We start from the raw sequence: 21,705 nt of genomic DNA on the forward strand, positions 1-21,705 counted from the left end.
CATGCGTCTGCTCTACACCTCTCCCCGTCAAGAAAATATCGATCGCGTGGCGGCCCTCCTGGCCGAAAACGGCATCGAAACCACCATCACCAATCGTTCCAATTGGAACCGTCCCAGCTATCAGCGCTTCAGCTACTCCCAGCGCAACGAAAACCGGGATGCGTGGCCCCAGGTATGGGTCAGCAAAGCTGATGACTACACCAAGGCTCGCGAGCTGATGCGCGGGCTGGGCATCGAGCCGCAAGTGCGCCACGCCGAGGAGCTCAGGATTTCGCGCGATCCGGTGGCGTCCTTGTATGCGCGCCGTGAACATACCGTGGCAAGGGCGCGGCGCATCGTGCTGCTGGCGATCGTCGGCGTGTTCATGGTGCTGGCGCTGCATTACCTGCACGTCATTTAGCAGGTAGGTCGGGTTAGCGCAGCGTAACCCAACCATGTCGCCTCGAAGTGTTGGGTTACGCTGCGCCAACCCAACCTGCGACTCTGGCTAGACTCGCCAGTACATCTATTAAAAACCTTGCCAAAGCGGTCGGCGGCGGTCATAGAATCAGGCCATGCGCTCCGATCATGTCCGCCTGTTCCAGACGCTGCCGCACGCCTGCGGTTATTACCCAGGGCGCACGGCACAGAATCTGGTGATCGATCCAGCTGCCCCGCAGTTGGACCGTCTGTATGGCGCAGCGCTGGATCACGGCTTCCGTCGCGCCGGCGGGCATCTGTACTTTCCGCATTGCCCGAGCTGTCATGCATGCACGCCGTGCCGCATCGACGTGGCGAACTTCAAGCCGGACCGTTCGCAACGCCGTTGCTTGAAGCGCAACGACGACCTGATCGTGCGCGAGTGCATGGCCGGCTACAACAGCGAGCGCCATGCGCTGTATTCACGCTACCTGCGCACCCGCCATCCTGGCGGCGGCATGGATGAAGCCGAAGCAAGCGATTTCCGCCGCTTCCTCACTGCGCCGTGGAGCCCCACGGTGTTCCTGGAATTACACGAGGGCGAGCGTCTGCTGGCCGTGGCGGTGACGGATGTGTGCATCACCGGTATTTCAGCCGTCTATACGTTCTACGATCCTGACGAACACGAGCGCGGCTTGGGTACTTTCGCCATTCTGCAACAGATCGAGTTGGCCAAGCGCCGTGGCATTCCGTGGGTGTATCTAGGCTTCTGGATCGAGAACCACCCGAAGATGGATTACAAGCGGCGATTCAAGCCGCTGCAGGTACGCACAGCGGAAGGCTGGGTGGATTTGAAGCGGGATTGAACTATCTCGGCCCACATGATCGGAGCGCTCGTCATTCCGGCGAACGCCGGAATCCAATTAAACCCTTCGTGCGAAGCACACAAAACCTTTTTATGTTGAGTGCTGCGCACAGCATGTTTGTGCTGGATTCCGGCGTTCGCCGGCATGACGTTGGGGCAAGCTCAAGCTTTCTCGACAGTTGCCGCCTGCGGATACGGAAACAGCTTGACCAACGGCACCGACACCCCATCGTCACCCATCACACGGCAATGCGTGCGATCCAGTTCACGCGGGTCATCCACGCCACAGCTATGCGCAATGATGCCGACTTCATGCATCACATTGCGCGCGTAATTCGCCACGCGCTCGCTCTTGTCCATCACCACCAGACCACGCTGCAAACGTGGATTCTGCGTGGTGATGCCGGTGGGACACGTATTGCGATTGCACTGCAGCGACTGGATACACCCCAACGCCAGCATGAAGCCACGCGCCGAGTTCACGAAATCCGCGCCCATCGACAGCGCCCACGCGACATCGTACGCGGCGATGCACTTGCCCGAGCAGATCACCTTGATGCGATCGCGCAGACCGCGCTCGATCAGGAGATTCACCAGTTCCGGCAAAGCCTCGCGCAATGGCAGGCCGACACCTTCCATCAGCGTTTGCGGTGCGGCGCCAGTGCCGCCTTCTGAACCGTCGACGATAATGAAATCCGGTGCACTTTCGATGCCGCGCTTGGCCACTTCATCGCACAACTCGTCAATCCATCCCATGTCGCCAAACACCGCTTTGAAGCCGGTGGGCTTGCCGGTGAGATCGCGGATATGCCGGATCGAATCCATCAGCTCGCGTACGTTGCCGATATCCAGGTGGCGATTAGGGCTTTGCGAATCCGTACCCACCGGAATACCGCGAATCGCAGCGATTTCCGGCGTGACCTTGGCCGCGGGCAGCAAGCCGCCCATGCCGGGCTTGGCGCCTTGTCCCAGCTTGATGCTGACCATCTTCACCTGCTTGTGAGCGCAAATCGCCAGCAGCTTGTCATCGTCCAGCTTGCCATCTGGTGTGCGCACGCCGTATTTGGCCGTGCCGATTTCGAACACGATGTCGCAACCGCCTTCGAGGTGATACGGCGCCAGACCGCCCTCGCCCGTGTCCATCCAGATGCCGGCCTTGGCAGCGCCGATCGACAACGCACGCACGGCCGGTGCAGATAGCGCACCGAAACTCATCGCCGAGATATTGAAGAACGCCGCATGATCATAAGGCTCGCGCGCATACGGCCCGATGCGCACGGGCTGCGGTTTCACATGCGTCTGGCCCAATGCGGGAAACGCGGCATTGACGAAGAACGGCACACCTTCCAGATGCAGATCGCGTGTGGAACCGAAGGCATTGGTGTTCTCCGTGTTCTTCGCCGCGCGATACACCCACATGCGTTGTGCGCGATTGAACGGCATTTCTTCGCGATCACTGGAATACAGGTACTGGCGGAAGAATTCGCCCAGATGCAGAAACCAATAACGGAAGTGCCCAATCACCGGGTAATTGCGCAACACGGAGTTGTGCGTCTGGTGGCGGTCGACGAACCAGGTCACCAGCACCACCAGGATGGCGATCACCACCAGCAGCATGAATAGCACGGCAAAGGTTTCTACCAGCACGACCAGCCAATGCGAGAAGCCTGACGATTCCATCCCTTTTCTCCCAACTCGTTGCTATCGATACACCCTCCCTCGCAAGCGAGGGAGGACGCAAATCCCCTATAACTCGATCCGAATGGCTTTTGCCGCGCGAATCGCCTTGGCCGTGGCCGCGTCGATATCGTTATCGCGCGCCAGTGTGACCGCCATGCGGCGGCGGCCTTTCACTTCCGGCTTGCCGAAGATGCGCAGTTGCGTATCCGGTTCTGCCAGCGCCTCGTCAATACCGTGATAGCGCGGCGCACGGCCTTCGCCCTCCATCAATACCGCACACGAGGCCGAAGGCCCCAGCTGGCGGATGGCCGGAATGGGCAAGCCCAGAATCGCGCGCGCATGCAGCGCGAATTCCGATAGATCCTGGGAGATCAGCGTGACCAGCCCGGTGTCGTGCGGTCGCGGGCTGACTTCCGAAAAGATCACGCTATCGCCCTTGACGAAGAACTCCACGCCGAACACGCCCCAGCCGCCTAGCGCGCTGGTAATGGCTTCGGCCTGGCGCTGTGCGTCGGCCAGGGCAGCCTCGTTCATCGGTTGCGGTTGCCAGGATTCGCGGTAATCACCGTCTTCCTGCCGATGGCCGATCGGCGCGCAGAAGCAGGTACCGTCCCGGTGCCGCACGGTCAGCAACGTGATTTCGTAATCGAAGGGAACAAAACCCTCCACAATCACGCGCCCCTTGCCGGCACGACCGCCGGATTGGGCGTAATCCCAGGCCTGCTGCACACCTGCCACATCGCGCACCGTGCTCTGCCCTTTGCCGGATGAACTCATCACCGGCTTGATCACGAAGGGGTAGCCGATGGCAGCCACTGCCTCGCGATAGTCAGCATCGGTGTCGCAGAACCGGTAAGGTGACGTTGGCAAACCCAGCTGTTCGGCGGCAAGGCGGCGAATACCCTCGCGATCCATGGTCAGCCAGGCAGCGCGCGCGGTCGGAATGACTTTCAAGCCACCTTTCTCCAGCTCCACCAGGGTTGGCGTGTGGATGGCTTCGATTTCAGGGACGACCAAATCCGGCCTTTCCTGCTCGATCAGGCCGCGGAGGGCGTTGCCATCCAGCATATCGATCACGTGACTGCGGTGCGCCACCTGCATTGCCGGCGCATGCGCATAGCGATCCACCGCAATCACCTCCACGCCTAACCGCTGCAACTCAATCGCGACTTCCTTGCCAAGCTCGCCCGCACCCAGCAAAAGCACCTTCAAGGCATGATCGGAATAGGGCGTGCCGAAAGGCTTCATTTACGGTCTCCGGATAAAACGCCATTGTACGTGGATCGCCTTGCCGCACCGCAGATTGACAAGGTCCTGCCGCAGGTATTCAGTAGCTTCGACTCCGCTCCCCAACGGATCGCATATGCGCAGCAGGATCGCCCCGCTTTTGCTGGTGTCGATGTTGTGCCTTGCCCCTAGCCCTGCCAAGGCCGCTGTGGATGCTGCGTCCTCTGAAACCACCTGGATGACCGTACTGCTCAATGGCCACAAGATCGGTCACGAGGAAATCCAGCGCGAACAAGTCGGCAATACCGTTACCACTACCCAGACGCTGGTGATGACTATCGAGCGCAGCCACAAGGCGGTGCCGTACATCAACGTCAGCCGCAGCGTGGAAACCGCTGCCGGGGTGCCGATCAGCTTCACGATGACCAGCATGATGTCTGCCACCCAGACCAAGATGGAAGGCACGCGTCTGTCCGACGGCAGTCTTCAATTGGTCAATACCGCCGGTGGACAGACCCTCCGCTCGGTAACCACCTGGCCGGAGGGTGCGGTGCTGGTGGAAGGTCAACGCATGGCCATGCAAGCCGCGATCGCCCATCCCGGCAAGCAATACCACCTGGTGGTGTACAACCAGGCAAGCCAGGAACCAATGGACCTGCAAATGCAGGTGATCGGTAACGAACGCGTGGATCTGAGAAACCACGTGGAAACACTGAGCCACCAGCGCGAAATGCTGCGCGGAGCCGAAAACACTCAGACCGTCGATCTATGGTTGGATGCAGAAGGCAATATCCGCAAAGGCTCGCTGTTCATGTTGGGCAGGCCCATGGACATGATCGTCTGCAGCGAGGCTTGCGCCGAGGAACCCACGCAAAGCCTGGACATGATGAACTCGTCCGTGGTCGATTCTCCGCGCTACATCACACCGGACATGCTGTCGGATTTCCTCAGCTATCGCGTGCATGTCGCCAATCACGCCATCGCCATGCCGTTCGCCAGGACGGATGAGCAAACGGTTATCGATTTGGGCAATGGCGAATGGCGGATCAATGTGTATCGCGCCAAGCTCGATGGACAGAACCCGCCGACCCCCGCCGACACGCAACCCAATGCATGGCTGCAGTCAGATGCATCCGAAATCAGGCAGCTTGCCGCCATTGCTGCCGGCAATGCGCAGAGCAAACGCCACATCATGGGCAACCTCAGCGCCTTCGTCAGTCGCTATCTCTCGCAGAGTGGGCTGGATATCGGTTATGCCTCCGCCGTGGAAGTCGCACGGGATCGTCGCGGCGACTGCGCCGAATACGCCGTGCTGTTGGCTGCACTGGCACGCGCGGAAGATATTCCCGCCCGCGTCGTGGTGGGCATGCTCTACACCGACCGCTACGACAACAAGGACCGTGTATTCGTGCCGCATGCCTGGGTCACCGCCTGGATCGACGGTCGCTGGCGCAGTTTCGACCCTGCCACCACGCATTTCGACACCGGCCACATCGCCCTGGAGATCGGCGACGGCAATCCGTGGCATTACTTCAATGCCGCCGATGAGTTTGGCAGCATCCAGATCGACGCAGTGCAGACCTTCCCCGAAATTTATGATGCGCGCGGGATCAACGCCGCCGCGGGTAGCGGGGATGGTGGAACCCTCACTGGGACGCGATAAATCCCCTCACGCGGCCTGGACGAAGAACACAAGGCCACGGTGGACGGCATAGTGGTTCAGTGCGGAGAACGCGCAGATCGAATACGCATTGCGCCAAGCCTTGCATGCCAACGGCCAACTCAGGCTGGGCAAGGTAAAGCCGATGATGGACCACGAATCACACCGAATCCGGTTGCGTCTTCAGACCTGCCCCCAACGCCAACCAGCCAACGATAAACGCCACACCCCCGAACGGGGTCACGATGCCAGTCCATCGTGGCGCCCCTAGTGCCAAGGCATACAAGCTCCCGCTGAACATCACGATGCCAACCGCGAAAGCCCACGTTGCCACGCGGCGTGCCCTGCCTGGCCGACTCAGGGCGGCAGCGGCCAGCGCCAAGGCATGCCAGAAGTGGTATTGCACCGCTGTATGCCAGAGTTCGCGTTGTACTACATCCAACACGTCCTTCAGCGCATGCGCGCCGAAAGCACCCAGCAATACGGCGCTTGCTCCGGCAAGGCCAACAAGCATTCCGTCACGGGATCGGGCAAGTTGTCGCATCGACGCAGTTTCCAATGGCAAGGGAAGCGCTGAAACGGTGGCGCGTGGCGTATCCTGACCGGATTCCAGCGAAGGAATTCTTGCATGAAGCTCTCGCGTTTCGCCCGCCTGGCCTGCCTGCTTGTCGCCGGGATGCTGCTTGCGGCATGCCAGCACGAAGCTGCAACACCATGGCAGCTCACCGATATCTCCGGACACATGCCGGATCTCGCATTCCAGCTCACCGATGACCAGGGCAAGACCGTTACGGCAACGGATTATCAAGGGAAAGTCGCTCTGCTCTACTTTGGTTATACGCATTGCCCGGACGTGTGCCCGCTGACCCTTGCACATCTGCACGTGGTGATGCAGCGCCTTGGCAAAGTAGCGGATGGTGCGCAGATTCTGTTCGTGAGCGTGGATCCCGCACGCGACACGCCCGCGGCACTGCATGCGTACGCCACGGCATTTGATCCTCATGTGATAGGCCTGACCGGATCGCCTGCGGATATCGAAGCGCTTACCAAGCGCTATCGCGCAGCCTTCAGCCGCGAGCCCGGCAAAGAGGGCGGCAGCTACGACGTCAGCCATAGTTCGGGCATCTATATCTTCGACGCCCATGGCAAGGCTCGTCTGCTTGCCACGCCGACCGATTCGCAGGACAAGCTCGTGCATGATCTGCATCTGTTGCTAAGCCCTGGAGGCGCAACATGAAACGCTACCTGCTGTGGCTGGGGCTGACGGCATTGCTTGCGCCAGCAGTACAGGCAACGCAGGCCGATCAGATCAAGGCCAGCCATGCATGGATTCGCCTGTTGCCCGCCGATCTGCCGGCAGGCGGGTATGTGACGTTGGATAACCAAGGCTCATCCGCCGCCACACTGGTTTCCGTGCACAGCGCTGCGTACGCATCGGCCATGTTGCATCAGAGCACCACCGATCCGGCAGGCAATAGCGACATGCATATGCTCGACCGGCTGATTGTTCCCGCCCATGGACAAGTGTCGCTGGCGCCCGCCGGATACCATTTGATGCTGCAGCAGGCAACGCATGCCTTGAAGCCGGGCGATACAGTCGACATCACACTGGACTTCGCCGACGGTAGCCACCAGCGCGTACCCTTTCAGGTCCGTCCGGCCAACGCGACCGATTGAATGTCATGCGCGTCTTTGCAATTTCCGACCTGCATCTGGACTATGCGGCCAATCGCGAATGGCTGCAGCAATTGCCACAGCACGAATACAACGGTGATGTGCTGATTCTCGCCGGCGACGTGTCCGACCGCCTTAACCTGCTCGAGGATGCATTCAAGGCGTTGACCAAGCGTTTTGCCGCCGTATTGTTCGTGCCGGGCAACCACGACCTGTGGATCAATCGCGAGCGGCTGCCTGACTCTTTCGCAAAACTGGATGCCGTACTGGCGGCAACCCGGCAGCACGGTGTGCGCACGGACATTTATCGCGACGGCGAACTTGCCATCGTGCCACTGCTAGGCTGGTATGACTATTCCTTCGGTACAGCCGATGACTACCTCAAGGCCGCCTGGGCCGATTACCGCAATTGCCAGTGGCCTGGACACGATGACATCAGCTTGACGCGCTTCTTTACCGAACAGAATCCGTCGATGTCGTCATCCGCGTTGCAAGACGCGCAACAGATCATCACGTTTTCGCATTTTCTGCCGCGCATTGATGTGATGCCCGGGCGCATTCCGGAAAAACACAGGAAGATCTATCCGGTGCTAGGCACGACCATCCTGGAGTCGCAGCTTCGCGAGCTCGGCTCGCGTGTGCACGTCTATGGACACAGCCATGTGAACCGTCACGTGACGATCGATGGCGTTACCTATATCAACAATGCGTTTGGTTATCCCTCGGAAGCGCACTTTACGGCACGCCAGCTCGTGCACGTAAGCTGAGTCAGCTGCTCGCACCGCGCGTCGCAACATGTGCCAACGCCTGTGCTCGTGCCTGGCGGCGGATACGTCCACTACGCGATAGCCGCAGCCATTGCCGCATCGCCAGCAAGCCACCGATGGTTTCGATCGTTGCCGCTGGCACCCAGATAATGATGCCGCCGATCAGTTGCCCGGTGAATACATTGAAATTGAAAGCGCGGCCGCAGATTTCGAAGATCGGATAAAGATCGGATTTGGAGAAGGTGATGATGGCGCCGGCCAGAATCTGCGGCGCCATGGTGATGCCGGGCGACAGTACGCGTAGTCCTGGAATCATGCGCCCTGGTGGACGCGGCCGGTGATCGAGCACCAGCCACCAGTACACGAAGCCGCTGACGATCATTGACCAGTTCATGAAGCGATAGACGCGCCAATCGAGCATGGCCAGGGTCTGTGCCGAAGGAATCAGCCACACCAGCACGAAAGCCACGAACAAGACGGTGGCGACGGCAGGATTGAGCAGCACGGCACTAACCAATCGCCACGGCCACGTCTGCAAGGCTGGGCGCAGTGCATGGATACGCCACGGCATCGGCAAGCCGGCGCGCAGCACGGAGCCTGGGTAAGAGGCCATGATCATCAGCGGCGCGATGTGATGCAGCAGCAACTGCTGGATGCGATGCATGAAGAACTCATGCTCGGCATAGAAATCGAAATAGGTCTGCAGGCTGAGGTAGACGATTGCCATGCCGGTCCAGAACGCCAGCTTGCGTCCCGTGCTCACCGTCAGCTTGCGGCAACCTCGCCAATACAGCACGCAAGCGCACAGGAACGTGGCAAGGAAGACCCAGGAGAATTCCCAGGGAATGATCCATTTGAGCAAGCTGGCGATCATCGATTTTTACGTCACTCCCCGCCATGGTTGCCGCAAATGCTTTCGTTCCTCGGAGGCCGTCATTCCCGCGAAAGCGGGCGTGGCGGAACATGTGCTCACATCACAGCCTGATCCACCTAAAGCGTACTCGCGCCATGGGCGCCGCTACGCTGCGGCATATCCCCTCACCCCGTGCGCTGCCGCCGATTCCGTCGCGTGCGCTTCCAGCCATACAGCAATCCCACCAGCGTAATCAGCGCCGGCAGCATCACGATGTTGATCACCTTCAGCCGCGTGCCCAGCGCGTCGATTTCTGCGTTGAGCTGATGCTGAACGTCTCGCAGTTCCTTGCTGATCTCCAGCTGGCGCTGCAGGAATTGCTCAATTTCCTGCTTCTGCTCGGCACTAGTGGAGGTATCGCGCGTACCCTTGGCTGGCTGCAACTCTTCCAGGCGGCGCTTGGTGTCGGCCAATTCGCCTTCCAGCTCCCGCTCCTTCTGCAGAAATTTGCGGTCGGCTGCGCGCCGCAAGGCCTGTACGCGCGTAAACGGGCGCTGCGAGGTGGAACGGCCACGGATGGATAGCAGTGCAGACGAGCCGGTCAGGTTATCCACCATGTTGCTGATGAAATCACCGTTGTTCGCGAAGGCGCTAGGCATCGGCTGACCGAGACCGAAAAGGTTTTGCGCCTCCACCCACAAGCGATCCGTCAGCAGATCGGTATCGGCCACCAGGATCACCTCGGCGTTCGGCGCTGACTTGGCAATATGTCCAGGCTGCTTAGCTAATTCTGGAAACGCGCTAACGAATTGCCCGCGCAGGCGCGCGGTAATCACGTAGTTCTGGTTTTGTGGCTGATAGCCGTCCAGCAGGCTGGAGGGATTGGTGGTGGCTTCGATGACACGCTGCGTGGGCACCACTTCCGCATCCGAGGTGCTTTGCATCAATGGAATGAGGCGCGCATTCGCATCCGGCAACAGATCGAAGTGCCCGGAGCTGGAGACGTTGACGCGCTGCAGGCTGGCAGTGATCACGTCATCGCGGTTGAGTTCCGATGCTCCTAGACCAAGCATCGCCGGATGAGCCAGGTTCACTCCGGCCAGCTCGATCGGCAGGGCTCGCGCACGATCGAGCACCACCTGATCCGCATTGAACGACACACCCCAATCGGCAAACAATCGCGGCAAGTTGGAGCTGTGATTGTTGGTGGCGCTGGTCGGATCGTCCACCAGCGGCGTGGGATCGGATTCCGAAAAGGGATCGACGAACACTACCAGATGCCCACCGCCCAGCACGTACTGGTCGAGCGCGTACTGTACGTCGGCAGGCAAATTCTTGGGGTGGATCAGCAGTAGCACCTGGATGCTTTTGTCGATCCGCTTGAGCTTGTCTGTATGAATCATCTGCACGTCAAACAGCCGCTGCAGCTGGCTCATCACCTCCCAGGGCTGCGTACCCTGCGCAGGGTCACCCATGACCGGCAGATCGGTCATGACGCCAATACGCGGTTTTTCCGGTTCGCTCAACTGATACAGCAGCTTGGCAACATCGTATTCAAGGAACGTTTCACGATTCAGATCGAAGAAGGGAATCGAGAGGGTGCGGTCGATCTGCTTTCCCTGCTTCGTCTGGGGGTAATCAGCCAGGTAATCGGCCGCCGCCTCATTGGTGGGCGGACGCGTGGTGCCAACCACGCCGAAGAAAATGCGCTCGCCATTACTGCCACCGTTGACGGGGGTAAGGCCGTTGCCCTCCGCGCTGGCTTCGTCATCCGAATAAGGCACCGGATCGGCGATCTGTAGGCGGATGCGCCCGTGCGAACGAGCCACCATCTCCTGCAACATCTCCGCCACGCGCTGCTCGTAGCTGCGCAACTGCGGCATATCCTTGGTCGCGTGTTGCGAGAAGTACAAGGTGAGCCACAACGGGTGATGCACGTTATCGACAATCTGCCGCGTTCCCGGCGAGAGCGTGTACAAGCCATCCTGGGTGAGATCGAAGCGCTCCGGTGCCAGCCAGCGGCTGGTGACCAACGCAACACTGCAATACGCCACGATCAGTGCGACCAGCCCGCTGATCAGTACGGTGCGTCGACGTAAGGGAAGCCCCCGCATGTCAGTGGCTCCGCTTCATATCAAGCACCAGTACGCCGGCAGTCAGCCATGCTGCGATGGTAAGGATGAAATACAAGAGATCGCGTACGTCGAGCACGCCGCGCGCTATCGCTTCGTAATGCCGCAGCATCGACAAGTGCGCCACGCCATTTACCAACCTGCGCGGCAACGTGCCCTGGAAGAAATCCAATACCTGCGACTGTCCAGCAAGGATCAGCAGCACGCAAACGACGGCAGTAAGGATGAAAGCGACGACCTGGCTGCTGGTTACCGTTGACAGACACGCGCCAATCGCCAGGAACGCTCCCGCCATCAGCCAGCTGCCGATGTAACCGGCGATGATGATGCCGTTGTCCGGCGACCCCAGATAATTGACGGTGATCCAGATCGGGAACGTCAGCAGCAGGGCGAGGCCGATAAACAGCCATGCGGCCAGGAATTTACCCAGCATGGCCTGCCACAGATTGATCGGTAACGTGAGCAGCAACTCCAGTGTGCCGGACTTCGCCTCTTCAGCCCAAAGACGCATTGATACGGCCGGCACCAGAATCAGGTAGAGCCAGGGATGCATCACGAAAAACGGCTGCAGATCGGCAACGCTGCGGTCGTAGAAATCGCCGACGTAGAACGTGAGGATGCCCGAGAGCACCAAGAAGATCACCAGGAACACGTACGCTACTGGCGTTACGAAGTAGCTGCGCAATTCGCGGCGCGTTACCGCCATGAGCGGATTCATGGCGATGCTCCGGTTTCGGTGCCTAACGTGATCTGGCGGAAGACTTCATCCAGACGCCCACGTTCGAGCTGGATTTCGGAAATCTCCAGCCCTTGCTGGCGCAGCAAGGTTTCGACCGGTTCCAGAATCCGCTCGCCGGGCTTCGGAAAAACCGTGATACGGCCATCCAAAGCATCTACCTCAATACCTGCCACCTGAGGTAGGCGCCCGAGCATTTCTTGCGATACGCCGCTGCCCGGCGCACTGAAGGAGACCGCGCCGTGATAACGCGAACGCGCTTCCAGCTCGGCGGGCGTAGCATCGGCGCGCAGTTGCCCACCTGCGATGATCACCACGCGATTGCATAGCGCATGCACTTCCTCGAGCAAGTGCGTGGAAATCAAAATGGTGCGCTCTCGCGCCATCGCGTCGATCAGCCGGCGCACCGCATGTTTCTGGTTAGGGTCGAGGCCGTCGGTGGGTTCGTCCAGCATCAACACCGGCGGATCGTGCAGGATGGCCTGCGCAAGGCCCACGCGGCGGCGCAAGCCCTTGGACAAGGTATCCACGCTGACGCTCAACGCATCTTCCAGTTGCAAGTGACTGACCACTTCGTCGAAACGACGCCGCCCAACATCGGAGCGCAACCCGCGCATGCGCATGATGAACACCAGGAATTCGCGCACTGTCATCTCACCGTAGCTGGGCGCACCTTCCGGCAAATAGCCGAGGGCGCGCTTGGCTTTCAGCGGTTCCTTGATCACATCGTGGCCACAGACACGCGCGGTACCTGCACTGGGCGCAAGGAAGCCGGCGATCATGCGCATCGCCGTGGTCTTGCCTGCACCATTCGGACCCAAAAGGCCCAGCACCTGTCCAGGTTCGGCATAGATGCTGAGCGCATCTACCGCAGTCAAATGGCCATAGCGCTTGGTGAGCTTATCGGTCTCGATCATGTTTGCTCGCGAAAGGAACCGCAACGCAATGTACCGCAAGCGCGTCACAAAGTTCGCCGACTCATACAAAGCGGCGTGACCGAAACGAAAAAGCCCTCCGCAAGGGAGGGCTTTTTCTGCATCGTGGAATGCGCTGCTTACTTCGCCGCGCTGCTTGCCGGAGCCGGTGCAGTGCTGCTCGAAGCCGGCTGCGGATTGTTACTCAGCACGCCTGGCTGCTTCATGCCGCCCTGCTGTTCCGGAGTCTGCGCCGGCGCGGCGCCACCGGTTACACCTTCGATGTCGCCCACCGGCAGGTAGACTTCGTACTGGGCGTAGGTGGTGATGTTGCCGGAATTGTCCTTCACCTCAGGCTGCGCTTCGATGTCGTAGCTGCGATCGGTGATTTCGTTGAACTTCAGGCCGTGCGTCTGCGCATAAGCCTCCAGCTGCTCGCGGGTGTTCTTCACGCCGACGATGGTGCCGTTCCACTTCGCCATCAGCGTGGGCTTGCCGAAGGCCAGCATGGCGCGCACGTTGCTGTCGATCACCAGGCGGCCATTGCGATCCTTATCACCAGGATTCAGCGCAGGCGCATTGGCCGGAGTGGCGCTGGTGCTGGCGGAAGCCACCTGGCTTGCCAGCGACGGCGGGGTTTCCGGTGCCAGCTGGTAGCTCTGGCCATTGACGTTGAGGTTGGCGTTGTCGATCGGCATCGCCACGTCAAACGAATAGGTCTGATCGCCGAAGTTCGTGGTGTAGACGATGCGTGGACCCGTAATGTTCACGCCCAGCTTCTTAGCCGCCGCCTTGATCTCGTTCTCGGCAGCCGGCACGGCATCGTTCATGGCGTCGATCAGGCCACCCTTGAGGTTGATCTGGGTGGACACCAGCAGCACTGGCGTGGCCTTGGGCTGCTCCATGTACGGAATCAGATCGCTGTAGTCGACATTCGGCACGCTGGCCAACGCGTTCTGCAGGTTGTTCAAGCTGTACTGGATGAAGGCGTCGGGCTGGCCGTGGATGTACAGATTGGAGTAGCGATCCAACAGGTTGAAACCGTAGCCCACGTCATACGACCAGGTGATCTTGGTCAGCTTGCCGGTGTTGCCCTGGCGTAGCAGATCGAGGGTGAAGTGCTTGTCGCTACCGCGCCAAGCGTTGTCCACATTCCAGGTGATCTCGGCGCTGTTGACGGTGCTGTCGATCTTGTTGAATGCCGGCGTGGCGTTGGCAATGGTCAGCTTGCCGTCGCCCACCTTCAGATCCTGGCTGCTCCAGCTGATTTCGGAACCCGGGCCGAAGGCGCTGCCGGAAAGGGTGTACTGGGTCCTCGGATCGTACGCACGCAACACGCCGTAGTCCGGGAAAGTACGGAAGTTGGACACCATGTCGTAGACCTGGCGCAAGTCCTTGCTCACCACCAATGATCGTTCAACGTGGCCACTGCCGGGCATGATGATGCCCACCACGACGCCGACAACGACGACGATGATGAGGGCAACGATGAATTCCAGAACACGCGTCATTCCAGGTTTCTCCGAGACGTCTCTCTAAGCTGCGGTGGAAACGCAGGTCGGAACGGACCGCCTTCGGGTGGTCTTCCAACGAGGGAAACCGCATCAGGACGGGGGATCGACCAGCGCCAGGATGCTCTGATTGATTCAGCGTAGGCATCACCGGCCCTGTCTGTTCGCAGGCCACAGGGCCGTTGCGAAGGCAGACTGTCTGTCGAGCCGGCGGACCGAAGGCATGCGAACAGACAGGGGGTGGTGATGCCTGCGTGGAATCAATCAGAGCATCCTTAAGCTGCCGATGGTACTTGCTCGCGCGAAGGAACGCTACGGGCCGACACGGCCCGTATCCGCGTTGCGAAGCAGCATTTTCCGACGGCCTAAAGTCATCGGCAGATCAGACGATACCCAGTTCCAATGCCTTGAGTACCGCGCGTGTGCGATCGCGCACGCCAAGCTTAGAAAGAATGTTGGAGACGTGATTCTTCACGGTGCCCTCCGCCACCTTGAGCGAATTGGCAATTTCCTTATTGCTGTAGCCGCCGGACAGCAGGCGCAGAATCTCCGTTTCGCGTTCGGTCAACGGGTCGGGCTGCTCCAGGCTGGTGAACTGATTGTGGATGCGCCCCACACCGGCCAGGAGCCGCTGGGTAACCATCGGCGCGACCAGTGAGCCACCGCTGGCAACGGTGCGCACGGCTTCTACCAGCTGTTCCAGCGACACATCCTTCAGCAGATAGCCGCGCGCGCCGGCCTTCAAGCCCTGGAGCACAAGCTGATCATCATCGAAGGTGGTGAGGATGATGGTGGGCGGCAATTCGTTGCGTGCCGAAAGCGCCTGCAACACTTCCAGGCCGCTCATGTTGGGCATGCGCAGGTCTAGCAGCACGACGTCAGGCTTGATGCGCGGAATATCCTGCACGGCCTGCACGCCATCCGCACACTCGGCCACCACGCGAATGTCCTCGGCCAGATCGAGCAGGGAACGCACACCCTGGCGCACCAGGTTCTGGTCGTCGACGAGACAAACGGAAATCATTGCGGATCCTCGCAGCAGAGATGGCTTGTCAGAGCCTGTTTACGATCCATGCGTAGTGCGCGTTGCCTCTGCGCGGTCGTCAGGTGGCGGTGCGTGGCGCAGCGCCAGACTGGCTGTCTGGTCAAGCCGCGCGTCGCTGCCTGACGACCGCGCAGAGGCAACCCTTGGGCCGGCAGTTCTCGGCGCGTGCTGCGCAGGGATCGTAAACAGGCTCTAAGCCTTATGAAATTCTGGCAAGTCATCAGGTAAGGCTCAATGCAGGGGGTTCGAACCGGGACGGCGTGTGGGCGAGCACCGAGGGTTCCCCCAGTGGAAGACGGATGCTGAGGGCAAAACCCTGCCCCACCCCGCTCTCCATGGTGACGTTGCCGCCAAATTCGGCCAGGCGCTCGCGCATGCCCGACAACCCATTGCCTGGCGTGATGTCGCCGGCGCCGCGGCCATCGTCCCGCGCGCACAGGCTGAGCAGGGTCTCGTCCTCATAAGTAAAGGTGAGCCACAAGTTGCGGGCACCGGCATGGCGTGCCGTGTTGGTGATGATCTCCTGCACACAGCGCAGCAGCACCTGCGCACGGCGCGGATCCTCCACGCTGAAGCGTGGCGGGATGGTCAGGTGAACGTGCAGGCTTGGCACGCCGTCGATCAGGCTTTGCAGGGCCTGGGTCAGGTCAATGGCATCGTCCTGACGCAACTCGCTCACCGCCTCACGCACGTCGGTCAGCAGCAGGCGCGCCGTGCTTTGCGCCTTGCGCACGTGCACGGCAGCCGATTCATTGCTGAGATGGCTGGCCACTTCCAGATTGAGACTCAGCGCAGTGAGGTGATGGCCGATCAGGTCGTGCAGCTCGCGCGCAATGCGCATGCGCTCGGCGATGCGTGTGGATTCGGCCAGCAATGCGCGGGTGGCGCGCAACTCGGAGTTGAGCCGCCGCTGCACTTCGCGCTCTTCCGCCTGCTGGCTGGCCACGGTTGACACCACGAACACCAGGCCGGAAAACGCCGTATAGATGCAAGCCTGCAGAAATGCGAGGGTAAGGCTGTACTTCTGCAATTCGGGGAAGGTGGAGAACAACGCCGTCAGACAAAGCGCCTGCAGCACCATCCACGCCACGCTGATCCAGAACGGTACCACCCACGGCAGGATCACCGACACCACCACCAGCAGGATCGCCGAGAGGCCGCTATGACTGTACCAGCCCACCAGCAGCGCCGCCGCGGTCATGAGCAACAGGCCGCATAAGCGCGCGCCGACATGCGTACGCGAGCCGAGGTTGTTCGTGACCAGCAAATAGAGCATGCCGAACACCAAATAGAAGAGCAGGCAAAGCAACAAGGCGAAATTCGGGCGATGCAACAAATCCAACCGCTCCGTAGCCCAGCGGGTGAACAGCGGCGTGCCGTCGCATAGGTAGGCGACGAGCCCCGTGATGCGCAAAAGCCGTATGTGATTGAAATTGGTCATGGCCATGGTGAGCATCATAGGCCCGCGCAGGGGCACGGTGTCATGCGCGGGAAGTCACGTGTGGGGCGGCGTAAACCGGACATCGCAAAAACCGGACGCGGTGCGCTTGCGGGTCATCGCTCTTCCCTACTCATGATGCCCCATTCCTTGTTTTTACAAACCTTTTACATGCCGCAATACGGGATGTGCCGCCCGATGTCGCATGCCATAATGCGCCAGAGCTGGGCCGTCAGTCGGTCTTGACTAGCCACTATTTACTGCGGAGCAACGAATGGCCCTTGCCATCCGCGACGTGCGCGAGCACGACCTGGATGCCGTCCTGGCACTCAACAACACTGCCGGTCGCTCCATCCTCGCCCTGGATGCAGAACGGTTGCGCTACTTCTACGAGCACGCCGATTACTTCCGTGTGGCAGAAATCGATGGCCATCTCGCCGGCTTCCTGATCGCCCTGCGCGACAGCCGCGATTACGCCAGCCCCAACTATCTGTGGTTCAGCGAGCACTATCCGTCGTTCGTCTACATCGACCGCATCGTGATCGCCAATGCGTATCGGCGACACGGCCTGGGTCGCATTTTCTATTGCGACGTGAACAGCTACGCCGAAGTGCGGGTGCCGCTGCTTACCTGCGAAGTATTCCTGGAACCGGCCGACGACGTGGTCGTGCTGTTCCATGGCACCTACGGCTTCCAGGAAGTAGGCCAGCAACGCATGGGCGAACGCGGGCCACAGGTGAGCCTGCTCGCCAAAGACCTACCCAGCTACGCCTACGTACGCGATACCTACCTGGAACATGCCGGCCTGCCCGACCTTCCCTGGCTGGCGGGCCGCGATCTCCCTTTGGCTAACCAAGACTCCCAAGCACGCCGCCTCGCCGGAGAGCGGCGTTCATGAATGCAAAAATGGAAACATCTGATGCCTGCGATCTGCGTTTCGGGCAGGTCGGTATTGCCTGTGTGCGTGTGCGGCGCCTCGACGCCGCAGCCTTGTGCGAAGAACTGGAACGCCGCGTGCGTTCTGCGCCACAGCTGTTTTCGCGCGCTGCGGTGGTGCTGGATCTAAGCCACCTGCTCAACTTGCCGGATGACGGCACCGTCGACGCGTTGCTCGAAGCGGTGCGCAGCGCCGGCATGCTGCCGGTCGGCCTGGCCTACGGCACCAGCGCCACCGAAGCACTGGCCCAGCGTATGGGCCTGCCGCTGATTGCCAAGTTCCGCGCCGCCTACGAACCCGCCGACGGCGGCAGCATCGCACCGCCTGCTCCGTCTGCCGCGCCCTCCGCCGCTGAGCCCGCACCAGCCTCAGTGCCAGTGCGCGAACCGGTGCTGTCCCAACCGGCCAATACGGTCGGTGCGCAACGCCATGATGGCACGTTGCGTTCCGGCCAGCAGGTCTATGCGCGCGATCGTGACCTGATCGTGGTCGGCACCGTCGCCAATGCCGCCGAAGTGATCGCCGATGGCAGCATCCATGTTTACGGCAGCCTGAAGGGCCGTGCGATGGCAGGCGCGCAAGGCGACACGAAAGCGCGTATTTTCATCTCGGATTTCCGCGCCGAACTGGTGGCCATCGCCGGCCACTACCGCGTGTTCGAGCAGATACCGAAAGACCTGGAGGGCCAGTCCGTGCAATGCTGGCTCGATGGCGAAAAACTGCTGATTGCACCGCTGAAGTAATCGATGCTCTGATTCATTCAGAGCACCAACTATTAGAAGAACATATTTTCGGAGATGAGCCTTGAGTGCTGAGATTATCGTTGTGACGTCCGGCAAGGGCGGCGTGGGCAAGACCACCACCAGCGCGTCGCTTGCCACGGGCCTGGCGATGAGCGGCAAAAAAGTGGCCGTGATCGATTTCGACGTCGGCCTGCGCAACCTCGATCTGATCATGGGCTGCGAGCGCCGCGTGGTGTATGACTTCGTCAACGTGATCCAGGGCGAAGCCACCATCAAGCAGGCGCTGATCAAGGACAAGCGCCACGAAAATCTCTATGTGCTCGCCGCCAGCCAGACGCGCGACAAGGATGCGCTCACGCAGGAAGGCGTGGAGAAAGTGCTCGAAGAGTTGAGCAAAGACGGCTTCGACTACGTCATCTGCGATTCGCCTGCCGGCATCGAGAAGGGCGCGCACCTGGCGATGTATTTCGCCGATCACGCCATGGTGGTGGTGAATCCGGAAGTTTCTTCGGTGCGCGACTCCGATCGCATCCTGGGTCTGCTCGCCAGCAAGACCCGCCGCGCCGAACGTGGCGACGGTACCGTCACCCAGCACCTGCTATTGACGCGCTACAACCCCTCGCGTGTCGAACAAGGTGAAATGCTCAGCGTGAAAGATGTGGAAGAAATTCTCGGCATCAACGTGATCGGTGTGATTCCGGAATCGGAAAATGTGCTGGCCGCCTCCAACTCCGGCGTGCCGGTGATCCTGGACGAAAACTCCAACGCCGGTCACGCCTACCGCGACACCGTCGCCCGCCTGCTCGGCGAAACCCGCCCGATGCGCTTTCTCGATGCACCCAAGAAGGGCTTCTTCCAGCGCGTATTCGGAGGCTGACCGCCATGGGTATTCTCGATTTTCTAAAGCGGAAACCCGAACCGACCGCTGTCGTGGCGAAGGAGCGGCTGCGCATCATCGTGGCACAGGAGCGCTCCACGCGCGGCGCCCCCGATTATTTGCCGCTGCTGCGCAACGAACTGCTCGAAGTCATCAAGAAATACGTCAATGTCGACCTCGATGCGATCAACATCAATGTCGAGCGCGACAGCGGGCATGAGGTGCTGGAGCTGTCGGTGGCGTTACCGGATGGCAAGGCGGCGGAGAATCCGGCGACTTGATGCACTCTCCCCACGGCGAGGAGCGAATCTCGCGCAACGGGTAGGTTGGGTTAGCGCAGCGTAACCCAACAATCCAGCCATTTACGCGGATCCTGTTGGGTTACGCTGCGCTAACCCAACCTACGGAAACCACGTGCCGTCATCAGTCCTCCGCGTCGCCGACATCGACGGCACTGCCGTCGAAGCCCTGCTCGCTCATCATGGCCTGAGCCTCTCGCTCGTCGCCGATGGTGAAGCGATTCCCGGCAGCTTCTGGGGTGACGACGAAGCCGGCATCATCGGCCACACCGTTTATGCGCGCGGCGACACCCCCGTGCATTCGGTGCTGCACGAAGCCGGTCACCTGATCGTGCTACCGCCAGCGCGCCGCGGCGACGTACATACCGACGCCACCGATTCGATCGAGGAAGAAGATGCAGTCTGCTACCTGCAGATCGTGCTGGGCGACGTACTGCCTGGCGTAGGGCGCGAACGCATCATGGCCGATATGGATGCCTGGGGTTACACCTTCCGGCTTGGCTCGGCCCGCGCCTGGTTCGAGCACGATGCCGAGAACGCAAAAACTTGGCTGATTGAACACGGGCTCCTAACGCCGGCCGGCGAACCGGTATAGTGCGCGACGCCTGATTGCCACGAAGCCCACCGTGCTGAAAAACACGCGCTACTACGACCCGATCAACGATTTTCGCCGCAGCATCGCGCGCCGGCTGATGCGGCTGGTGTTCGGCAGCCATGGGCAGCCGACCTCGGAACCACTGCCGGCCAAGGGCATCTACCGCATCCTGGTCTGCCATGTAAGCCACAGCCTTGGCAACACGCTACTGCTGACGCCGCTGTTGTCGGAGCTGGAAAAGGTCTATCCCGCGGCAGAGATCGACATCCTCACACGCAGTCCGATCGCCGAGACCGTCTACGGTCATTTCTTCAACGTGCTGCGCATCTTCCGCTTGCCGGCACATGGTGTGGGGCATCCATTCCAGTTCTTCGGCACGCTGCGGCGCATGCGCAAGATCCGCTACGACCTGGCGATCGATGCCGATCCCCTGTCGCAAACCGGTCGCCTGCTGACGCTGTTGTCGAACTCCACGTATACGCTGGGCTTCAGCAGTCCGAAAAAGCATGGCGAGATCACCCATGCAGTACCGCTCCCCGACACGATGGAAAGCAAGGGACGGCGCCCGGTCTATCTCCTGCGCCATGCCATGGGGCGCGACGTTGCCGCCGAGTATCCCGTGCCGGACATCCGCCTCAGCACCGACGAGCGCACGCAAGGGAAAGACGCGCTGATGCGTTCGCTCGCCGCCAGCGGCATCACATCGCCAGGACGCGGCATCATTGGCATCTTTGGCAATGCGACCGGTAACAAGCTGCTGGGCGAAGCGTGGTGGACACGCTTCATGCAGGTACTGGAAGCGGCGCATCCCGAGCATCGCTTCGTGGAAATTCTGCCGCACTCGGGCGAGACGATGCTCGGTTCGCGCTATCCCGCGTACTACTCCACCGACCTGCGCAAACTTGCCTGCGTGCTATCGGGTTTGGACGTCTATATCAGCGCCGACTGCGGCGTGATGCATCTGGCCTGTGCTTCGGATGTCCCCACGATGGGCATCTTCACCGTGACCAATGCTGCCGAGTGGGGGCCATACGGCCCCAACCGGCATGTGATTCACGCGCAGGGCAAGGAGCCCGAAGATGTAGCACGGATCATCGCCGCCATGCCGGAGTTCAACTCGTAGGTTGGAGTGCAAACCCCAACGTGGCGCGATGACATGCATGGCGATGTTGGGGTTTGCCCTCCCAACCTACCCACGATCATCCGCATCCGCTAGCATGCGGCGCATGAGGGAGATGGCATGCCTCCCGTTCCCTTGGGGCTTTTCCCGTGGAACGAACCACCGCAAGGTTGATGATGCCTGCACCACCGGATTCCGGCGGCGCAGGCGTGCCTGTGTTGCCGGACCTCTAC

22 protein-coding genes and 1 riboswitch are annotated in these 21,705 nt (G+C 60.7%); of the genes, 12 read left to right on the forward strand and 10 right to left on the reverse strand.

Annotated features, from left to right (window positions below; translation table 11 throughout):
* Window position 1 precedes the first annotated feature (1 nt).
* Together IEX75_RS02845 and IEX75_RS02850 are read left to right on the forward strand one after the other, a co-directional pair.
* Window positions 2-400 carry a putative signal transducing protein gene (locus IEX75_RS02845; RefSeq protein ID WP_188792737.1) on the forward strand — a complete coding sequence of 133 codons (399 nt, stop codon included), beginning with the start codon at window positions 2-4 and terminating at the stop codon, window positions 398-400.
* 154 nt (window positions 401-554) lie between these two features.
* Entirely contained in the window at window positions 555-1,265 is a 711-nt protein-coding gene (locus IEX75_RS02850) for an arginyltransferase (RefSeq protein WP_188792738.1), read from the forward strand.
* A gap of 161 nt (window positions 1,266-1,426) precedes the next feature.
* On the opposite strand, the gene IEX75_RS02855 is transcribed toward IEX75_RS02850, so the two are convergent.
* Window positions 1,427-2,944, reverse strand: a complete 1,518-nt coding sequence (locus tag IEX75_RS02855) for an FMN-binding glutamate synthase family protein (RefSeq protein WP_188792739.1) — start codon at window positions 2,942-2,944, stop codon at window positions 1,427-1,429.
* Between the two features lie 66 nt (window positions 2,945-3,010).
* A complete protein-coding gene (gene purT / locus IEX75_RS02860; RefSeq protein ID WP_188792740.1) occupies window positions 3,011-4,192 on the reverse strand; it encodes a formate-dependent phosphoribosylglycinamide formyltransferase in 1,182 nt (393 codons plus the stop codon).
* Between the two features lie 115 nt (window positions 4,193-4,307).
* Here purT and IEX75_RS02865 point away from each other — a divergent pair, with 115 nt between their 5' ends.
* A complete protein-coding gene (locus tag IEX75_RS02865; RefSeq protein ID WP_188792741.1) occupies window positions 4,308-5,834 on the forward strand; it encodes a transglutaminase-like domain-containing protein in 1,527 nt (508 codons plus the stop codon).
* A 157-nt stretch (window positions 5,835-5,991) separates the two neighbouring features.
* Here the strand turns inward: IEX75_RS02865 and IEX75_RS02870 are convergent, their stop codons facing one another.
* Window positions 5,992-6,375 carry a DUF423 domain-containing protein gene (locus tag IEX75_RS02870; RefSeq protein ID WP_188792742.1) on the reverse strand — a complete coding sequence of 128 codons (384 nt, stop codon included), beginning with the start codon at window positions 6,373-6,375 and terminating at the stop codon, window positions 5,992-5,994.
* 84 nt (window positions 6,376-6,459) lie between these two features.
* On the opposite strand from IEX75_RS02870, the gene IEX75_RS02875 reads away from it, so the two are divergent.
* From IEX75_RS02875 to IEX75_RS02885, 3 genes are read left to right on the forward strand one after another with little or no spacing between them, the layout of a single operon-like run.
* Window positions 6,460-7,068: an SCO family protein gene (locus IEX75_RS02875; RefSeq protein ID WP_188792743.1), complete on the forward strand. Its 609-nt coding sequence runs from the start codon at window positions 6,460-6,462 to the stop codon at window positions 7,066-7,068.
* The gene (locus IEX75_RS02880; protein ID WP_188792744.1) at window positions 7,065-7,508 is read left to right on the forward strand and encodes a copper chaperone PCu(A)C; all 444 of its coding nucleotides are present in this window, start codon (window positions 7,065-7,067) and stop codon (window positions 7,506-7,508) included. Before IEX75_RS02875 ends, IEX75_RS02880 begins: the two co-directional genes overlap by 4 nt.
* Window positions 7,509-7,513: 5 nt before the next feature.
* A complete protein-coding gene (locus IEX75_RS02885; RefSeq protein WP_188792745.1) occupies window positions 7,514-8,272 on the forward strand; it encodes a metallophosphoesterase in 759 nt (252 codons plus the stop codon).
* A gap of 1 nt (window position 8,273) precedes the next feature.
* Here IEX75_RS02885 and IEX75_RS02890 read toward each other — a convergent pair whose 3' ends face one another.
* The 7 genes from IEX75_RS02890 to IEX75_RS02920 form a co-directional block, all read right to left on the reverse strand.
* Entirely contained in the window at window positions 8,274-9,146 is an 873-nt protein-coding gene (locus IEX75_RS02890) for a cytochrome c oxidase assembly protein (protein ID WP_188792746.1), read from the reverse strand.
* 164 nt (window positions 9,147-9,310) lie between these two features.
* Window positions 9,311-11,239, reverse strand: coding sequence for a GldG family protein (locus tag IEX75_RS02895; protein ID WP_188792747.1), 1,929 nt, complete (start codon window positions 11,237-11,239; stop codon window positions 9,311-9,313).
* A 1-nt stretch (window position 11,240) separates the two neighbouring features.
* A complete protein-coding gene (locus tag IEX75_RS02900) occupies window positions 11,241-11,975 on the reverse strand; it encodes an ABC transporter permease subunit (protein ID WP_188792748.1) in 735 nt (244 codons plus the stop codon).
* Window positions 11,972-12,910, reverse strand: a complete 939-nt coding sequence (locus IEX75_RS02905; protein WP_188792749.1) for an ABC transporter ATP-binding protein — start codon at window positions 12,908-12,910, stop codon at window positions 11,972-11,974. The genes IEX75_RS02900 and IEX75_RS02905 overlap by 4 nt, the downstream gene beginning before the upstream one ends.
* 137 nt (window positions 12,911-13,047) lie before the next feature.
* Window positions 13,048-14,418: an SRPBCC family protein gene (locus IEX75_RS02910; RefSeq protein ID WP_188792750.1), complete on the reverse strand. Its 1,371-nt coding sequence runs from the start codon at window positions 14,416-14,418 to the stop codon at window positions 13,048-13,050.
* A gap of 382 nt (window positions 14,419-14,800) precedes the next feature.
* Window positions 14,801-15,442 (reverse strand): response regulator, encoded by a 642-nt coding sequence (locus IEX75_RS02915; protein ID WP_115477024.1) that lies wholly within the window; start codon window positions 15,440-15,442, stop codon window positions 14,801-14,803.
* Between the two features lie 241 nt (window positions 15,443-15,683).
* Window positions 15,684-16,910, reverse strand: coding sequence for a sensor histidine kinase (locus tag IEX75_RS02920; RefSeq protein WP_188792751.1), 1,227 nt, complete (start codon window positions 16,908-16,910; stop codon window positions 15,684-15,686).
* A gap of 265 nt (window positions 16,911-17,175) precedes the next feature.
* On the opposite strand from IEX75_RS02920, the gene IEX75_RS02925 reads away from it, so the two are divergent.
* The 6 genes from IEX75_RS02925 to IEX75_RS02950 all read left to right on the forward strand — a co-directional run bounded on the left by IEX75_RS02925 (window position 17,176) and on the right by IEX75_RS02950 (window position 21,475).
* Window positions 17,176-17,799 (forward strand): GNAT family N-acetyltransferase, encoded by a 624-nt coding sequence (locus tag IEX75_RS02925; RefSeq protein ID WP_188792752.1) that lies wholly within the window; start codon window positions 17,176-17,178, stop codon window positions 17,797-17,799.
* On the forward strand, window positions 17,796-18,581 hold the full coding sequence (gene minC / locus IEX75_RS02930) for a septum site-determining protein MinC (RefSeq protein WP_188792753.1): 786 nt from the start codon (window positions 17,796-17,798) through the stop codon (window positions 18,579-18,581). The genes IEX75_RS02925 and minC overlap by 4 nt, the downstream gene beginning before the upstream one ends.
* 61 nt (window positions 18,582-18,642) lie before the next feature.
* Entirely contained in the window at window positions 18,643-19,458 is an 816-nt protein-coding gene (gene minD / locus IEX75_RS02935) for a septum site-determining protein MinD (protein ID WP_188792754.1), read from the forward strand.
* Between the two features lie 5 nt (window positions 19,459-19,463).
* The gene (gene minE, locus IEX75_RS02940) at window positions 19,464-19,739 is read left to right on the forward strand and encodes a cell division topological specificity factor MinE (RefSeq protein WP_188792755.1); all 276 of its coding nucleotides are present in this window, start codon (window positions 19,464-19,466) and stop codon (window positions 19,737-19,739) included.
* 133 nt (window positions 19,740-19,872) lie between these two features.
* On the forward strand, window positions 19,873-20,352 hold the full coding sequence (locus IEX75_RS02945; RefSeq protein WP_188792756.1) for a hypothetical protein: 480 nt from the start codon (window positions 19,873-19,875) through the stop codon (window positions 20,350-20,352).
* Window positions 20,353-20,383: 31 nt separating this feature from the next.
* Entirely contained in the window at window positions 20,384-21,475 is a 1,092-nt protein-coding gene (locus IEX75_RS02950) for a glycosyltransferase family 9 protein (RefSeq protein ID WP_188792757.1), read from the forward strand.
* Between the two features lie 99 nt (window positions 21,476-21,574).
* Window positions 21,575-21,662, forward strand: a riboswitch (Fluoride riboswitch).
* Window positions 21,663-21,705 lie beyond the last annotated feature (43 nt).

The sequence above is a fragment of the Dyella nitratireducens genome (genome assembly GCF_014642835.1).
Lineage (GTDB): Bacteria > Pseudomonadota > Gammaproteobacteria > Xanthomonadales > Rhodanobacteraceae > Dyella_B > Dyella_B nitratireducens.

What these genes read in the sequence shown, in the direction of transcription:
- IEX75_RS02845 (WP_188792737.1), top strand. Translation starts at nt 2, where the DNA reads ATGCGTCTGCTCTACACCTCTCCCCGTCAAGAAAATATCGATCGCGTG.
- IEX75_RS02850 (WP_188792738.1), top strand. Translation starts at nt 555, where the DNA reads ATGCGCTCCGATCATGTCCGCCTGTTCCAGACGCTGCCGCACGCCTGC.
- IEX75_RS02855 (WP_188792739.1), bottom strand. Translation starts at nt 2,944, where the DNA reads ATGGAATCGTCAGGCTTCTCGCATTGGCTGGTCGTGCTGGTAGAAACC.
- purT (WP_188792740.1), bottom strand. Translation starts at nt 4,192, where the DNA reads ATGAAGCCTTTCGGCACGCCCTATTCCGATCATGCCTTGAAGGTGCTT.
- IEX75_RS02865 (WP_188792741.1), top strand. Translation starts at nt 4,308, where the DNA reads ATGCGCAGCAGGATCGCCCCGCTTTTGCTGGTGTCGATGTTGTGCCTT.
- IEX75_RS02870 (WP_188792742.1), bottom strand. Translation starts at nt 6,375, where the DNA reads ATGCGACAACTTGCCCGATCCCGTGACGGAATGCTTGTTGGCCTTGCC.
- IEX75_RS02875 (WP_188792743.1), top strand. Translation starts at nt 6,460, where the DNA reads ATGAAGCTCTCGCGTTTCGCCCGCCTGGCCTGCCTGCTTGTCGCCGGG.
- IEX75_RS02880 (WP_188792744.1), top strand. Translation starts at nt 7,065, where the DNA reads ATGAAACGCTACCTGCTGTGGCTGGGGCTGACGGCATTGCTTGCGCCA.
- IEX75_RS02885 (WP_188792745.1), top strand. Translation starts at nt 7,514, where the DNA reads ATGCGCGTCTTTGCAATTTCCGACCTGCATCTGGACTATGCGGCCAAT.
- IEX75_RS02890 (WP_188792746.1), bottom strand. Translation starts at nt 9,146, where the DNA reads ATGATCGCCAGCTTGCTCAAATGGATCATTCCCTGGGAATTCTCCTGG.
- IEX75_RS02895 (WP_188792747.1), bottom strand. Translation starts at nt 11,239, where the DNA reads ATGCGGGGGCTTCCCTTACGTCGACGCACCGTACTGATCAGCGGGCTG.
- IEX75_RS02900 (WP_188792748.1), bottom strand. Translation starts at nt 11,975, where the DNA reads ATGAATCCGCTCATGGCGGTAACGCGCCGCGAATTGCGCAGCTACTTC.
- IEX75_RS02905 (WP_188792749.1), bottom strand. Translation starts at nt 12,910, where the DNA reads ATGATCGAGACCGATAAGCTCACCAAGCGCTATGGCCATTTGACTGCG.
- IEX75_RS02910 (WP_188792750.1), bottom strand. Translation starts at nt 14,418, where the DNA reads ATGACGCGTGTTCTGGAATTCATCGTTGCCCTCATCATCGTCGTCGTT.
- IEX75_RS02915 (WP_115477024.1), bottom strand. Translation starts at nt 15,442, where the DNA reads ATGATTTCCGTTTGTCTCGTCGACGACCAGAACCTGGTGCGCCAGGGT.
- IEX75_RS02920 (WP_188792751.1), bottom strand. Translation starts at nt 16,910, where the DNA reads ATGGCCATGACCAATTTCAATCACATACGGCTTTTGCGCATCACGGGG.
- IEX75_RS02925 (WP_188792752.1), top strand. Translation starts at nt 17,176, where the DNA reads ATGGCCCTTGCCATCCGCGACGTGCGCGAGCACGACCTGGATGCCGTC.
- minC (WP_188792753.1), top strand. Translation starts at nt 17,796, where the DNA reads ATGAATGCAAAAATGGAAACATCTGATGCCTGCGATCTGCGTTTCGGG.
- minE (WP_188792755.1), top strand. Translation starts at nt 19,464, where the DNA reads ATGGGTATTCTCGATTTTCTAAAGCGGAAACCCGAACCGACCGCTGTC.